This is a genomic window from uncultured Sneathiella sp. (assembly GCF_963976355.1).
Lineage (GTDB): Bacteria > Pseudomonadota > Alphaproteobacteria > Sneathiellales > Sneathiellaceae > Sneathiella.
The window spans coordinates 399022-413608 of record NZ_CAXBKA010000001.1 but is presented as its reverse complement, the minus strand read 5'-3'; the positions used below and the strand labels follow the sequence as shown (position 1 = coordinate 413608).

The following is a 14587-nucleotide window of genomic DNA, read 5'->3' as shown; positions in this document are numbered from 1 at the left end:
GGCTATGACAGTTTAGCTCTTGGAGCGTCTCCAATATCACAGTATAGACCGGCCATTATCCCTAAAGCTTCTCGGGCAACGGATGCCAGCATATGTTCATCAGGGGCGTGCTGTGAGCAGCCGGGATAAGAATGCGGCACCCAGACTGTGGGCATCCCCAGGACATCCGTAAAACAGCCATTTGGCAGTGATCCGGCAAGATTTGGCAGCAAAACAGGTTTTGTGCCAGTCGTTTCATAAAGTGATTTGCAGGCTAGCTTGACCCACGGATTATCCAATTCCGTGCGTGTCGCATCCAAATGTTTAGTCGAGGCCACAATTTCCACATTCTCAAATCCGGCTTTGTCCAAATGTCGGCGGAGATGTTCAACCCAATGTGTCATATCTAACCCTGGCGGAAACCTAAGCCCGCAGCGAGCCCAAGCGCGAGGCGGAATCGCCCCAACCGGTTTGGCCGGATTTCCTGTCGTGAATGCAAGCACCGCAAATGAGCTCCAGGCATATAATTTCTCGGCTGCCGACAAGCCTGGCTCTCCCCAATCCGCATCAATCTTGGGTTCTTCATCATTATTTTCGTCAAATGTAATTTCAGACAAAACAGCGCGAACGTCATCCGGGATTCCTTTAGGGCACCATTCCGGTATGGCAACAGCGCCTTTCTTGTCCGTGATGCTGGCAATTGCTTGCGCCAATATCGTCCCCGGATCTGCGATCACGCCGCCCCAGTTGCCGGAATGATGTGCCTTATCCCTCAGGTTGACGACAAGATCAAACGATCTGGAGCCTCTTGACCCTAGATAGACAGTCGGTTTATCTGCTTGTTGTCGTGGCCCGTCAGAGGCGACCAGTAAATCCGCGCTGAGCAATTCCCTGTTCTGCTCACATACTTCATAAAGGCCCGGAGAACCAACTTCTTCGGCACATTCGATCAAATATTTCGCGTTAAAGCCCAAACTACCCTTCAGTTTCAGAACAATATCGAGCGCCGCCAGATTAATCGCATGCTGTCCTTTGTTATCAGCAGTGCCGCGGCCATATATAAAATCCTCAGTCGTTTCAAGTTTCCATGGAGATCTTCCGTCGCTCCATTTGTCCGCCATCCCCAAAACAACATCCGCGTGGCCATAGCCGAGGACAGTATTGAAACTCTCATCCTCAATTCGCTCGGCAAACAGGAACGGCAGACTGCCCGTTACCGGATTATCCAGTATCTGACATTGAAACCCCATTTCCTGAAAAGCAGGTATAAGGATATCATTGTAATAATCCAGCATTGTGACATGTTTTTCTGGATTTTGACTCTCTGTTTCCACGCATATGTTTTTCGACAAACCGGCGATGAAATTTCCAGAATCGAAATGCTCATAACCACGCTGAACGGCTAAATCTCGGACGCTGGACATAATGGTCTATTCCTTCATTCTTTACGCGTTTTCAAAATGTGTCGGGATAACCCAGTCTTTGCCGGGCTCTGCCGCCAGCAGCATCTGCGTATAGGCGTTTTGAGGATTACCGAATACATCATCCACGGTGCCCTGCTCAGCGATCTCGCCGTCTTTCATGACAATCAGATTGTCGCAAATTTGGGCGGCGACACGCAAATCATGCGTGATAAACAGCATGGTCAGGCCAAATTCATCTCGAATATCGCCCAGCAGGTTGAGCACTTCCTTCTGCACAGAAACATCAAGCGCAGAAACGGATTCATCTGCAATCAGGACCTTGGGTTCCATCGCAAGTGCCCGCGCAATACAGATGCGTTGCCTTTGTCCCCCCGAGAACTGGGAGGGATATCGATCAACACAATTTGGATCTAGACGAACGATTTTCAGAAGCTCTTTGGCCTTCTTCATGGCTGCGGCTCTTGAAACCCCAAAATTCATCGGTCCTTCGGTGATGATACTGCCCACCGTGCGCCGGGGATTCAGCGAGCCATATGGATCCTGAAAAACGATTTGAGCATCTTTTCGATGTTTACGTAATTCCGATGCCTTGAGCGCTGCATAATCTATATCATTTATGTAAATCGACCCGCTGTCAGGATCAATCAGTCGGATCAGGCATCGGACCAATGTTGTCTTCCCCGATCCAGATTCACCGACGATGCCGAGTGTTTCACCTTCTCTTACCGTAAAATTGATATCTTTAACGGCATGCACAACACGTTCCTTTTTTAGAAGTGTTGCAGGCGTCGTAAATGTCTTGCGAATGTTTTCAGCCGTCAGGACAATCGGTTTGTTTGGATCCCGTGGCACCGTTACATCCGGTTTGCGCGGCACCGCCATAATCAGTGATTGCGTATAGGGATGTTTAGGATGATACAAAATATCGTCGGCTGTACCCTCCTCTACGATCTTCCCATCCTGCATAACGATGATGCGATCTGCAATCTCTGCCACCACGCCAAAGTCATGGGTAATAAACATAATACCCGCATTGTGCCGGGTTTTCAGTTCCTTGATAAGTTTAAGGATTTGAGCCTGCGTTGTGACATCGAGTGCGGTTGTCGGCTCATCTGCAATCAGCAAATTCGGCTCCATTGCCAATGCCATGGCAATAACAATTCTCTGCCGCTGGCCCCCGGATAGCTGATGCGGATAGGAGGTCTGAATTCCCTCGGGATTGGGGAGTTTGACCTCTTTCAATAGATCCAACGTCCGTGATTTTCTCTCCTCTGACGACATATTGCTATGCTGTTTGAAGACTTCCTCAATCTGATGACCAACGGTGTAGCATGGATTAAGCGCCGACATCGGCTCCTGGAAAATCATCGCCATTTGGGCGCCGCGAAGAGCGCGCTTTTCACCTTCTGGCAGCGACAAAAGATCTTTGCCCCCAAATATTATGCGGCCTTCACTTGGCGTCAGAACCTTGGGCAGAAGGCCCATCATAGAAAATGACGTGACAGATTTTCCAGATCCAGACTCACCAACAACGCAGAGGATTTCATCCGGCATTATTTCAAAATTCAAATTCTCGACGGCATATTTTCTGTCGGCATTGATTGGTAAAGGAATAGAAAGATTTTCAATTCTCAGAACTGGTTCAATATCAGCCATTTCCTCTCCCCTTTCGCCATTCTGTTCCAAACAGCAAGCTGGTGCCAGAATAAGTGATCAATTTCTTCCCTCCGGTGAGGTTACATCTCGCAATCCATCACCAAGAAGATTGATGGCCAACACAACGGCAAATATTGCAGCTCCTGGAATTGTGATCATCCAGGGCATGAAAAACATGAACTGGCGGGCTTCCGAAACCATCAGTCCCCAGGAGGGCAAAGGTGGTTGAACTCCGAGCCCCAGAAAGCTGAGTGACGCCTCCAGCAGAATAGCGTGCGCCATCTCGATAGACGCCACCACCAGCAAATGGCCCGAAATATTAGGAAGGATATCGCGAAAGAGAATGCGTGGAACGGAAGAACCCAGCACTTCCGCGGCTGCAACATACTCGATTGATCTCACCTGCAAAGTCGCACTTCGCAAAACAACGGCAAATCTGTCCCAGAGCAGAAGGCCCAGTACCATAATCATGATAAACAGTGAATTTCCAAAGATCGAAACCACCGCCAGCGCCACGAGAACGACCGGCATCGACAGACGGTTTAGGATAATGAAACTGATAACCATATCCACCCGGCCGCCGAAATAACCGGCAGCGATCCCCATGGCCGTGCCAATGACACCGGAAATAATCATTGCGGAAAAGCCGATGACGAGGGATATCTGCGCTCCATATATAAGACGACTGAGATAATCCCGACCGAGAGCATCGGTTCCCAGAACATGCGCCCAGCTTCCGCTATCACTCCAAACCGGCTGGATGAGTCTGTTCGGGAGATCCTGGGTATAGGGATCGTATGGCGCCAGCAAGGGCGCAAATATCGCTATGAGAATGACAAAGACCAACATTCCCAGCCCAACTTTAAACCCGAAATGCCGTTGCATCCTATAATAAAGGAGTCGGCGCGGTGATAATCTTTCTGGTGCGGCCTCCACGGAAACTTCACCAACTGTCGGTGTTTTTCTATCCGTTACTTCTGACATTTGAGCTTACCCCTCAAGAAACACGGATACGTGGATCAAGCCAACCATTGAGAAGGTCGGCAAACAAGGTGAGCAGAATGTACAAGATGGCCAAGATCAGGACGATTCCTTGAATCATTGGAAAATCTGACCGCTCAATGCTCACCAATGCCAGATGGCCAACACCGTTAATAGAGAAAATCGTCTCAACAACAACGGAGCCGCCCAGCATAAATCCGAGTTGCACCGCCAAAAGAGAAACAACCGGAATAATTGCGTTCCGCAATCCGTGCTTAAACACAACGGTGCCTATATTCAGCCCCTTGGCCTTGGCTGTCCGAATATAGTCGGCCTCGAGAACTTCTATCATTCCGGCGCGCGTTAGCCGCATAATTGCCGGAATGACATAATACCCTAGGACAACTACCGGCAAAACAAAATGCTTCCAGGTCTCTGTCCCGGAGACTGGCAAAATACGCCACATAACACCGAACACAAGTATCATAAGCAATGCGAACCAGAACGATGGAGTTGCCTGTCCAAGGACAGCTATACCAAGGCAAAGTCTGTCAATTATGCTGTTGGGCCGAAGGGCAGCAGCCGTCCCTAACGGAATTGCCAACAGCATGGCAAACCCCAGAGAAATGAACCCCAACATCAACGTCACCGGCATTCTATCGAACAGCACCTCGATAACAGGTCTTTTGAAGAAAAGAGATTGACCAAAATTTCCGACAGCAATGTCGCTAGCCCAATCGAGGTACTGAATGACAAGTGGACGATCAAATCCATATTCGTGGCGAATGGCCTCGATATCTGCATTTGTTGCCCCTTCTCCGGCAACCGCAATCGCGATGTCACCTGATGCCCGAACCAGAGCGAAGCTGATAATTGAAACTGTTACCATGACCAGTATGGCCAGTCCCAACCGCTTCAGCGCGTATCTAAACATACAATCCTCCCGGGGAAAAATGGGGGAGCTTACACACACTCCCCCATAAGGGACCAAACACAGGTCAAGAATTTACTTCCAGGACGAGTTAAAGAACCGGGGGATCTCATCGGCTGTTGGCTCGAAATTCAAATCACTATTGAAGGCATAGAGATATGAATAAGTGAACAGCGGCAACCAATATGCCTGATCCGAAATCTTCATCAGCGCTTCCGAATACAGCTTTTTACGCAGCTCTGAATCTACAGTCGTGTCTGCCTGCTCCAGCATTTCCGCCACCTCCGTGTCACCGGCCATATCATCCGGGCCGCCCCGGAAAAAGTTGCTGGTGATCGCCGAAGCATCATTGATCGAATAAGAACCCCATGTTGAAAAATTCAGAATCGTCTGTCCGGTACGTACTTTTTCACGGGCGGCGGCGTATTTGTTATAGCTCAAGTCCGCAATGATGCCGACGGCACGCAAATCACTAATCATTGCCTCTGCCAAATCGCGATCGCGATAGGCATCCAATACAACAATGAAACCGTCAGGATAGCCCGCTTCAGCTAGTAATTCCTTGGCCTTATCAGGATCGTATGCGTACTTTTGAACATCATCCGTACAGCCAAACTGCTTCGGATAACAGGCGGCATGAACCGGACGCGAGCCGGCCGGCATCAAACTTTCTGTTATTCCCTGCCGATTAATAGCATGGGCAACCGCCTTACGAACCCTTGCATCTTTTAAAGGATGATCTCCGCCACGGCCCAAGGCATCCATGGAGAGAAAGCCAATTCGCATCGTCTCTCCGCCAACGACGTCCAGTTTCGGCTCATTTTCCAGAAAAGCAGCCTGATCCTTGGTCACCTGCCACAACCAGTCGATACCACCGGTCAGCAATTCCGCAGCGGCAGTATTGTCATCCGGGATTGTCCGCATTTCCATGTTGCCAATTTTTGGCTGGCCTTTTGGACTGTCCTTGTAATAGTTTTCGTTGCGCTCAAATTTAATGGACTTACCCTGCTCAACAGCAGTTATTTTATAAGGCCCAGTTCCTATCGGCTGTTTATTCATCCCGTCCGGACCGACTTCTGCATAATACTCATTCGGGTAAATCGGCAGAGGGCCTGCTAAAAAGTCAAGTGCGGCAGGAAAGGGCTCCTTAAGATTAATACGAACCTTGAATTCATCCACCTTCTCCGCGTTTTTAATCCAGGCACCATTTCGCTTGCTGACTACTTTGTTTTCCGGATTTGAGATGAAATTCAACGTATAAACCACATCATCGGCGGTAAAGGCTTCGCCGTTGTGGAACTCAACGCCTTGCCGCAAGTCAAATTCAAGCGTGACGTCATCTATCCATTTATAAGACGTAGCGAGTGCCGGCTTATAACTGAAATCGGACGGGTCCCGATACAGCAGATTGTCCCACACATGACGCGCAACAATAACGCCAACCCGGGCGCTATTGTAGTACGCATCAATATTTTCAAGATCCGTCTCTGTTGCAAAAATCAACGTGTCATTAGCCTTACCAGCCTGTGACGTTGTGCCACCGCCCAAGACAACTGCTGCCGCAATCGCGGCGGAAAGATAAAATGTTTTCATTCCACACTCCTGTTAGAAAGTCGAATTTAGTATTTTATTGCAATACTAAGTCTTGTAATTACGTACCAAGTATGTTTTTATTGTTGCATCTTGTCAATGAGAAAAGCATGTACTCGCGAATCTGCGCTTTTATAACGAGGAAGAAATGTTAGAAATCAAGAACACCGGCTCAGAAACAAAATCGGAAGATTATCCTCATGGAGACGACAGCCGGGACGACCGCCTGTTCGTCAAATCATTGGAGAAGGGATTCAAAGTTCTGGAAGCCTTCACAGCAGGCCAGTCAGAGCTCGGGCTCACTGAAATTATCAAGCTGACAGGGTATAGTAAAAGCGCAGCGCAGCGCTTTACACACACTCTCCATCAACTTGGATATCTCAAGAAAAACCCCCGTAGCAGGCGTTACTCTGTTTCCTACACTGTTCTCGGTCCGGCCTTCGCCTTTCTTAGCTCCAGCCGATTGGTCGAAGCGGCAACCCCCTTGGTTGCGGAATTAAGAAGACAGTTTGGAAGTCGCGTCGGCTTTGTTTATCACGACGACACAGAACTGATGTATCTGATTGCTCTGCAAAGCAACCGGACTGTGCATGCAACGGCTCATCCCGGCTATCGCATTCCAGTCTACTGTACTTCCTCAGGACGTTGCATTTTGGCATTTATGCCGGAAGACCAGGCCTGGGATATACTCAGCCGATCGAACCTGGTGAAAAGGACGGAAAACACAATCATCGATCCGAAAAAAATTATGGAAGAAGTTGCCGTCGTCCGCTCGCAAGGGTACGCAATGATTAAAAATGAACTAAATCAGGGGGAGTTTAATACTTCCGCTCCTGTTTTTGACAGTACGGGAAAGCCGATTGGAGCTATTGGAGCGATAAGCCGTATTCAGGAATGGAGTAACGATCGCATCATGTCTGAGTTAGTGCCAGCTATTACTGACGCAGCCCAAGCGCTCTCGCGAAATACGAATTTGACGCGTTCTTCCAGAATGATATAAACGTTGTAAACATCACAATTCGACCGTAACTTCCAAAATCATAGGTCATTCGTCCGAATCATGCCAACGGGGCCATAGATACAGCGCGAGCGCAGTCAGGATGAGGACCGGACAGATAAGTGCAAAAAATCCGCCGACATCATAGGCAATCGCGCCCATCAGGGCGCCTGCGGAAAAGGCGGCCAAAACATAGCAATAATGACGCAGCTGACTTCGGGTTTTGAAAACCGCATCCTTGTCCTTCTCTGCATATGCCTGTCCGGAGCCAAATATATCTATTACACTGATCGCAAAGCGCACGAAATTACCCGTCATCACAGTCGTTGGAACATGCTGATGGAAAATCTGCACCATCGCCGCATTCTGAAAGGCCATTGCAAAGACGGCGAACAGCGCGACCAGAATAGTCTCTGGCGAATCTGCTCCGCTTAGCGGAGACAATAAAAAACCCGATAGCATAAATACGCCCAGCAGAACGGCTTCCATTGTGAGCACCACAACGCGTAAATATTTCCATTGCTTAAATTGTCTCATAAATATAAGCCAGAAAAACAAGCTTAAGATGAACGCGAAAACCACTATTACTTTCATTATCCACAACTCATCCGGATGAATGATTTCTGCTGCGAGGATAATCAATGTGCCCGTCACGAAGGCTGTAAATGTGCGAAAAAGTGCAATGTAACAAACCACATCGACAAAAGCGGCAATAAAGGACAGCACAATGGGAATATGTTGTTCTTCCCGATAAAATACGGCTTTGGCGGATTTGAGAGGCTGACCAGTCGTCTTTGAGTCCATACTTCAATATCTCATTCATGTTGTAATCTACTTAGGACATTCTCTTATAAGTAGGCATCGTAAAATAAAATTGTCAACGCTGTCAGAGATTAGGGAGAAAATTCCCTTACCAGAATCCCATTTCTCTTTAAATTTTTGAATCCCGCCATGCATGTCTTTTTTGGCGTCAATCATGCCCCTGTCAGAACAATTAAATTTGCGGCATTATGCGATTGTTGAAGCATTCATGAAAGGAACCGAGATTGCGTTATTCCGCGTTCAGGCTGTTGGTGGAAGGATTGCGGGGCCAAACCGGATGGAAGCCGGTGTGGCGCGATCCCGCGCCGCAAGCCAGCTATGACTATGTGATTGTCGGCGGCGGCGGTCATGGTCTGGCGACCGCGCATTATCTCGCAAAGGTGTATAAAAAGGTGCGCATCGCCGTTCTGGAAAAGGGCTGGATTGGCGGCGGCAATGTCGGGCGGAACACGACGATTATCCGCTCCAACTACCTGCTTGACGGTAACGAGCCATTGTATGAATTCTCCCTCAAACTCTGGGAGGGGCTGGAACAGGATCTCAACTATAACGCCATGGTCAGCCAGCGCGGCATTCTCAACCTCTGCCACAGCGATGCGCAGCGCGATGCTTATCGGCGGCGCGGCAACGCGATGATCCTGAATGGCGCGGACGCGGAACTTATTGATCAAAATCAAGTTCGCGGGATGGCGCCCTTTCTGGATTTTAAGAATGCGCGTTTTCCGATCAAGGGCGGACTGTTACAGCGGCGCGGCGGCACAGTGCGTCATGATGCCGTCGCCTGGGGTTATGCCCGCTCCGCCGATAGCCATGGGGTGGACATTATCCAGAATTGCGAGGTCACCGGCTTCCGGATCGAAAATGGGGCAATTAGAGGAGTGGAAACCGGTCGCGGATATATCCGCGCGAAAAAGGTCGGCGTTGCGGTAGCGGGCAGTTCATCCCGTGTGATGGCGATGGCAGGGCTCCGCTTGCCGATTGAAAGCCATGTCCTACAGGCTTTTGTCTCCGAAGGGCTGAAGCCATTGATCCCCGGGGTCATCACCTTTGGCGCGGGGCATTTCTATATCAGCCAGTCGGATAAGGGCGGGCTCGTCTTCGGCGGCGATATCGATGGCTACAACAGCTATGCCCAGCGCGGCAATTTGCTGGTGGTGGAAGATGTGCTGGAGGGCGGTATGGCACTGATGCCGATGATCGGCCGGGCCCGGCTCTTGCGGATGTGGGGCGGTATCATGGATATGTCGATGGATGGGTCCCCCTTTATCGATAAAACGCCGATTGATGGGCTCTATTTCAATGGCGGATGGTGCTATGGCGGGTTCAAGGCAACGCCCGCCTCCGGCTATGCCTTTGCGCATCTGCTGGCAACCGATACGCCGCATGAAACGGCGACCCGGTTGCGACTGGACCGATTCCGGACCGGTGCCCTGATTGATGAGAAGGGCGCGGGCGCCCAGCCGAACCTGCATTGAGGCGCGCATGATTATCAACCACCCCCTCCTCGGCCCGCGCGATTCACAGGAATTTGTCTATCTTGGCGATGCCCGCCTGATCGACCGCCCGGATGCCATGGCTGAAACCGCCCTCGATGAGTTTCACGACTATCTTTATCTTCGGGATAACCCGGCGGGCAGCCATCAGGAACTCTGGTTTCATGAGCAGGGGGACCGCTCCTGGCTGGTAGTGACACGCGATGTGACAACGCATGAGATTACCCATGTCGAGCTGGCCTCCGCTTACGCAAAACGGCGGGGGCGGGATAGATGAGCCAGAAAAACCGCTTGGACGGCGGCCAGATCGATCGCAAGCGCCCCCTCTCCTTCTCTTTCGATGGAAAGAGTTATGAAGGCTATGCCGGTGATACGCTGGCATCCGCATTGCTGGCCAATGATGTCCGGCTGATGGGACGAAGTTTCAAATATCATCGTCCACGTGGCGTTTTTTCCTCGGGGTCAGAGGAGCCGAACGCCCTTGTTGAATTGCGCGGCGGCACACGGCAGGAGCCAAATACGCGCGCGACCGGGGTGGAGCTTTATGATGGTCTGACCGCGATGAGCCAGAACCGGTTTCTTTCCCTCCGGTTCGATGCGCTCGCCTTTAACGACATGCTCTCCTCCTTCCTCTCGGCCGGGTTTTACTACAAAACCTTCATGTGGCCATCTGCCTTCTGGGAGAAGCTTTATGAACCGGCCATCCGGCGCGCCGCAGGACTTGGCCGTCTGTCTGGAAAGGAAGACCCGGACAGCTATGACAAAGGCTTTTTGCATTGCGACCTTCTCATCATCGGGTCGGGGCCGAGCGGGCTTGCGGCCGCTTTGACAGCAGGACGAGCGGGAACAGAGGTTATCCTCGCAGAAGAAGACTTCGCCTTCGGCGGGCGATTGCTGGCGGAGCAAAATCTTCTGGTGGATCAGCCGGGAAATGACTGGATATCGGATGTCACCGGCGAATTGTCATCCATGCCAAATGTGCGTTTGATGCCGCGGACAACCGTTTTCGGGCAATATGATCACGGTATTTTCGGCGCGGTGGAGCGGGTATCGGATCACCTTCCGGAACCATCCACGGACAGGCCGCGCCAGATTCTCTGGCGCATATATGCGAAGCGCGCGCTGCTCGCCGCCGGGGCGACGGAGCGGCCTATCACTTTTGAGAATAATGACCGGCCGGGCGTTATGCTGGCGGGCGCCATGCGGGCCTACGCCAACCGATGGGCCGTGACGGCCTCAACTAACATTACCATCTTTACCAATAACGATGATGGGCACCGCACCGCGAAGGACCTTGCCGCCAAGGGGGTCAATATCGCCGCCGTCATCGATAGCCGCAATGACGCTCCCTCCTCCATCGAGTTCGATGTTCTTTCAGGCGGGCAAATAATTAATAGCCGTGGTCGGCTCAGCCTTAAGTCCGTGAAAGTCCGCTTAAAGAATGGATCGACGAAGGAGATTGCCTGCGGCGCTCTTGGGCTTGCAGGTGGATGGAGCCCGAATGTGCATCTCACCTGTCACAAGCGAGACAGACCCGGCTGGAATGAGACTATTTCTGCCTTTGTCCCGGCTCCGAGCGACGATCGACTTTTGCGTGTTGCAGGCGCAGCGGCAGGTATATTCTCAACCCATGGCGCCCTTCACTCCGGCGCAGAAGAAGCCATCAATGCACTTAAAGATTTGGATGTTTCTGCCCAATTGCCAAAGCTTCCGGAGGCGGAAGATACGCCTGTCAATATTGAACCCTTCTGGCATGTGAAGAGCGGCAAAGGACGGGCCTGGCTGGACCTTCAGAATGACGTCACGGTCAAGGACGTCAAGCTCGCTCATCAGGAAGGGTTCCGGTCCGTCGAGCATATGAAGCGTTACACCACACTCGGCATGGCGACGGATCAGGGAAAGACCGCCAATGTCGGCGCACTTGCCCTTTTAGCTGAACTCGAAGAAAAAACCATCTCCGAAGTCGGCACCACCATCTTTCGCCCGCCCTACACGCCGGTTTCCATGGGAACGTTCGCCGGACGGTCTCGGGGCAAGGATTTTCGCCCCTACCGCCTCACCCCAAGCCATAAATGGGCGATGGAACAGGGTGCGGTCTTTGTCGAGGCGGGCAACTGGCTTCGCGCGCAGTGGTTTCCGACCCAAGGGGAGACTCACTGGCGGCAATCCGTTGATCGGGAGGTGCTTGCGGTCCGGAAGTCTGTTGGTGTTTGCGATGTGACAACGCTTGGCAAAATCGATGTACAAGGCGCGGATGCGGCGGAGTTCCTGAACCATATCTATTGCAACGGCTTCGCGAAGCTACCCGTCGGCAAGGTTCGCTATGGCCTGATGCTGCGCGAGGATGGTTTTGCCATGGATGACGGCACCGCCGCTCGCCTTGCCAAGGATCATTTTGTCGTCACTACAACCACCGCAAATGCGGTTCCCGTTTTCCAGCATATGGAGTTTTGCCGCCAATGCCTCTGGCCGGGGCTGGATGTCCAGCTTATCTCAACGACAGAGGCCTGGGCGCAGTTCGCCATCGCTGGACCAAACGCCCGCAAGCTGCTGCAGAAAGTTATTGATCCCGCCTATGACATCTCGAACGATGCCTTTCCCTATATGGCCTGCGGAGAAATTACCGTCTGCGACGACCTGCGCGCGCGGCTGTTCAGGATTTCCTTCTCCGGGGAGTTGGCCTTTGAGATTGCCGTGCCCACAAGATATGGCGACGCCCTCATCCGACGGCTTATGGAAGCAGGCAAGGAATTCGATATCACGCCCTATGGCACAGAGGCCATGGGCGTGCTCCGGATCGAGAAGGGCCATGCAGCCGGGAACGAGTTGAACGGCCAGAGTACCGCCGCCATGCTCGGCATGGGCCGAATGGTTTCGCAGAAGAAAGACAGTATCGGGCGGGTGCTTGCAGGCCGTCCCTATCTTCAGCGCGAGGATGATTACCGCCTCGTCGGGCTGAAGTCTGTAAATTCCAAGGAAATTATTCTTGCGGGCGCACATCTGATGACGGCAGGCGATACTGTCAACGCAGCGAATGATCAGGGATGGGTTACCTCCGCCGCCTATTCCCCGCATATCGGCTCCTCCATCGCGCTTGCTTTCCTTAAAAAGGGCGAGGCGCGTCATGGCGAGGTGATCCGCATCGTCAGCCCGCTTGATAACCTCGATATCGAGGGAGAGGTCACCGGCCCCCATTTCATCGATCCGGAAGGAGAGCGGCTCCGTGTCTGAACAATTCCTCGCCCCATTGACCGCCCTTGGCAATGACACACCGGTTGTCGAGACAATCGGTAGCATCACCATCCGCGAAAACCCCGATCTTGCCATTGCCTCACTGGCCGCCCGCAAAGATCGCGGCGCGGAACTTTACTCAAAGCTAAAATCAGATGCAGGCGTCCATTTGCCGGATCCCGGACACGCGATATTCGCAGACGATGTGACGACCATCTGGACGGGGGTTGATCAATGGCTCCTGTTGGCGCCGATATCCAGTCATCCGGACTATGCAGCGGAGGTAAAAACTGTCGTCGCGAACAGCGCAAGTGTGACCGAGCAAACAGATGGCTGGGTCGTATTTGACATTGCAGGAAATAATCTTATCCCCCTGTTGGAACGGCTTTGTAATCTGAACAGCAAATCCCTCTCGGCAGGAGATGCAACGAGATGTCTGATCGAACATCTCGGTTGCTTGATCATTTGTCGTGAATCGGGTAGGGAACTTACAATCCTCGGCCCCCGTTCCTCGGCGGCCTCCTTACATCATTCACTCGTCACGGCAGCAAAGAGCATCGCCTGACGGTTATTCAGTCACGAAAGTACTCCGACCATGCAGACATTTGCGCTTACCGTAAAATGTAAATCCACCCGCGGGATTGTCGCGGCTATTTCAGCCTTCCTGGCGGTGAATGGCTGCAATATCACCGATAGCGCCCAGTTCGACGATCAGGAGACCGGTAACTTCTTTATGCGGATCAGTTTCCTGAGTGAAGAGGGAAGGGACCTGGCATCGCTGTCGGAAGAATTTTCAGATATTGGTAAGCGTCTGGGGATGGAATACAACTTCCATGACGAAGCCGAGAAAATGAAGGTCGTCATCATGGTCTCCCGCTTCGGGCATTGTCTGAATGATCTGCTCTATCGCTGGCGGATCGGGGCTTTGCCCATCGATATCGTCGCTGTCATTTCCAATCATTTCGATTACCAGAAGATCGTCGTCAATCACGATATTCCCTTTCACCATATAAAGGTGACGAAGGAAAATAAGAAAGAAGCTGAAGCGCGGCAGATGGCCATTATTGAGGAAACCGGCGCGGAACTGATCGTGCTTGCCCGTTATATGCAGGTTCTCTCTGACGAGATGTGCCGGAAGATGTCAGGCCGGATCATCAATATCCACCATTCTTTCCTGCCGAGTTTCAAAGGCACCAACCCGTATAAGCAGGCATTTGAACGCGGGGTAAAACTGATCGGTGCAACATCGCATTATGTGACTGCCGACCTCGATGAAGGTCCGATTATCGATCAGGATACTGTCCGCGTCAGCCATGCGCAAAGCCCGGCGGATTACGTCAGCCTCGGCCGGGATGTGGAAAGCCAGGTCCTCTCCCGCGCGGTACATGCCCATATCCACAGACGGGTTTTTCTCAATGGTAACAAAACCGTCGTTTTCCCGGCAAGCCCCGGCAGCTACGCTTCTGAGCGGATGGGCTGAGCG

At 51.9% G+C, this 14587-nt stretch carries 12 protein-coding genes; 6 read left to right on the top strand and 6 right to left on the bottom strand.

Annotation, left to right across the window (positions count from 1 at the left end; genetic code table 11):
- Positions 1-2: 2 nt before the first annotated feature.
- The 5 genes from AAC599_RS01970 to AAC599_RS01950 form a co-directional block, all read right to left on the bottom strand.
- Entirely contained in the window at positions 3-1403 is a 1401-nt protein-coding gene (locus AAC599_RS01970) for a M20 family metallopeptidase (protein WP_340148723.1), read from the bottom strand.
- 21 nt (positions 1404-1424) lie between these two features.
- Positions 1425-3059, bottom strand: a complete 1635-nt coding sequence (locus AAC599_RS01965) for an ABC transporter ATP-binding protein (RefSeq protein WP_340148722.1) — start codon at positions 3057-3059, stop codon at positions 1425-1427.
- Between the two features lie 57 nt (positions 3060-3116).
- A complete protein-coding gene (locus tag AAC599_RS01960) occupies positions 3117-4043 on the bottom strand; it encodes an ABC transporter permease (RefSeq protein ID WP_340148721.1) in 927 nt (308 codons plus the stop codon).
- A 13-nt stretch (positions 4044-4056) separates the two neighbouring features.
- Positions 4057-4974: an ABC transporter permease gene (locus tag AAC599_RS01955; RefSeq protein ID WP_340148720.1), complete on the bottom strand. Its 918-nt coding sequence runs from the start codon at positions 4972-4974 to the stop codon at positions 4057-4059.
- 72 nt (positions 4975-5046) lie between these two features.
- Positions 5047-6564, bottom strand: a complete 1518-nt coding sequence (locus tag AAC599_RS01950) for an ABC transporter substrate-binding protein (RefSeq protein WP_340148719.1) — start codon at positions 6562-6564, stop codon at positions 5047-5049.
- Positions 6565-6709: 145 nt separating this feature from the next.
- Between AAC599_RS01950 and AAC599_RS01945 the strand changes: the two genes are divergently transcribed.
- Positions 6710-7561 (top strand): IclR family transcriptional regulator, encoded by an 852-nt coding sequence (locus AAC599_RS01945; RefSeq protein ID WP_340148718.1) that lies wholly within the window; start codon positions 6710-6712, stop codon positions 7559-7561.
- 45 nt (positions 7562-7606) lie between these two features.
- On the opposite strand, the gene AAC599_RS01940 is transcribed toward AAC599_RS01945, so the two are convergent.
- Positions 7607-8284, bottom strand: a complete 678-nt coding sequence (locus AAC599_RS01940; RefSeq protein ID WP_340148717.1) for a YoaK family protein — start codon at positions 8282-8284, stop codon at positions 7607-7609.
- 320 nt (positions 8285-8604) lie between these two features.
- Here AAC599_RS01940 and AAC599_RS01935 point away from each other — a divergent pair, with 320 nt between their 5' ends.
- From AAC599_RS01935 to purU, 5 genes are read left to right on the top strand one after another with little or no spacing between them, the layout of a single operon-like run.
- On the top strand, positions 8605-9855 hold the full coding sequence (locus AAC599_RS01935) for a sarcosine oxidase subunit beta family protein (RefSeq protein ID WP_340148716.1): 1251 nt from the start codon (positions 8605-8607) through the stop codon (positions 9853-9855).
- 7 nt (positions 9856-9862) lie between these two features.
- On the top strand, positions 9863-10150 hold the full coding sequence (locus AAC599_RS01930; RefSeq protein ID WP_340148715.1) for a sarcosine oxidase subunit delta: 288 nt from the start codon (positions 9863-9865) through the stop codon (positions 10148-10150).
- Positions 10147-13104 (top strand): sarcosine oxidase subunit alpha family protein, encoded by a 2958-nt coding sequence (locus AAC599_RS01925; protein ID WP_340148714.1) that lies wholly within the window; start codon positions 10147-10149, stop codon positions 13102-13104. The genes AAC599_RS01930 and AAC599_RS01925 overlap by 4 nt, the downstream gene beginning before the upstream one ends.
- Positions 13097-13669 carry a hypothetical protein gene (locus AAC599_RS01920; protein ID WP_340148713.1) on the top strand — a complete coding sequence of 191 codons (573 nt, stop codon included), beginning with the start codon at positions 13097-13099 and terminating at the stop codon, positions 13667-13669. The genes AAC599_RS01925 and AAC599_RS01920 overlap by 8 nt, the downstream gene beginning before the upstream one ends.
- A gap of 30 nt (positions 13670-13699) precedes the next feature.
- Positions 13700-14584: a formyltetrahydrofolate deformylase gene (gene purU, locus AAC599_RS01915; RefSeq protein ID WP_340148712.1), complete on the top strand. Its 885-nt coding sequence runs from the start codon at positions 13700-13702 to the stop codon at positions 14582-14584.
- Positions 14585-14587 lie beyond the last annotated feature (3 nt).